Annotated in this window: 1 protein-coding gene; it reads right to left on the bottom strand. The window is 63.4% G+C overall.

What is annotated here, in order from left to right; genetic code table 11:
• Positions 1-139: 139 nt before the first annotated feature.
• On the bottom strand, positions 140-1,126 hold the full coding sequence (locus tag OSC30_RS16760) for an IS5 family transposase (RefSeq protein ID WP_267172989.1): 987 nt from the start codon (positions 1,124-1,126) through the stop codon (positions 140-142).
• Positions 1,127-1,187 lie beyond the last annotated feature (61 nt).

Below are 1,187 nucleotides of genomic sequence, written 5' to 3'. Positions count from 1 at the left end.
CTAGGGATGGTCTGATTAACCGCCGCCCACGGCAGTCAAGCGGTCCAGCATGCAATTCACGGTTTGCTGGGCGCTATGGGTCGGATCTTCTGCTCCACGTCGCCGCGTTTGATCGCGGCGATGCGCCTTTCAGGCGCACCTATCTCGCCGTGGCGAGGAGGTGCTTGCGGGCCATCCACAGGTTGGCCAGCGCAAACAGCGTCATCACTTGCGCACCGTTCTTCGCCAGTCCGCGATAGCGGGCCTTCACGTGGCCAAATTGACGCTTCACCACCCGGAACGGATGCTCGACCGCCGCACGGATCGATGCCTTGGCATGTTCCAGCTCTTCCGTGATGTCGCGCAGCTTGGAATCTTCGATCGCCTTGACGGCGTTGCGCTTGGCGGCAATCCACCAGCGGCGACCGCGCTTGGGCGGCACGCGCTTGTCGGCACCGATGTAACCGGCATCGGCGAACACGGCCTTCTCCCGCCCGTGCAGCAAATGATCCACCTGCGTCACGTCCGCCACGTTCGCTGCCGTGGTCACCACGTTGTGCACCAGCCCGGTTCGCTCATCCACACCGATGTGTGCCTTCATGCCGAAGTACCACTGATTGCCCTTCTTCGTCTGGTGCATTTCCGGGTCGCGCGCCTTGTCGCGGTTCTTGGTGGAGGACGGCGCGCCCAGAATCGTGGCATCCACAATCGTGCCCTGCGAGAGCTTCATCCCATGGTCGTGCAGATGCTTGCTCACGGCCTTGAACAGTTGCTTGGCCAGCCCGTGTTTCTCCAGCAAGTGCCGGAACTTGCACACCGTCGTCTCGTCCGGTGCCGGCTCGCATCCCAGGTCGATCCCCACGAACCGGCGCATGGCTGCCGAGTCGTACAGCGCCTCTTCCACCGCCGGGTCGGAGAGCGCGTACCACTGCTGCAGAAAATGGATCCGCAGCATCCGCTCCAGGCCGACCGGCCGACGACCGCCTTCGGCTCGCGCTTTGGGATAGAACGGCTCGATGAGTGCGCACAGTTGCGCCCAGGGGACGACCTTGTCCATCTCGGCCAGGAAGACATCTCGGCGAGTCGGCTTGCGGTGAGCTTCGAATCCACCGTCGGCCTGCGTGGCCAGGGTCAGTTGCTTGGGCATCGGGTACGCTCGTACGTAGTGGCCTTGCTTGGACCGCGGGGCAAAATCAGAGTTTCCCTAG

Origin of the sequence: Frateuria hangzhouensis (assembly GCF_026410505.1) — a bacterium.
Classification (GTDB): Bacteria; Pseudomonadota; Gammaproteobacteria; order Xanthomonadales; family Rhodanobacteraceae; genus Frateuria_A; species Frateuria_A hangzhouensis.
The sequence above is the reverse complement of the archived record's forward strand: the minus strand, read 5'-3'. Positions and strand labels throughout refer to the sequence as shown.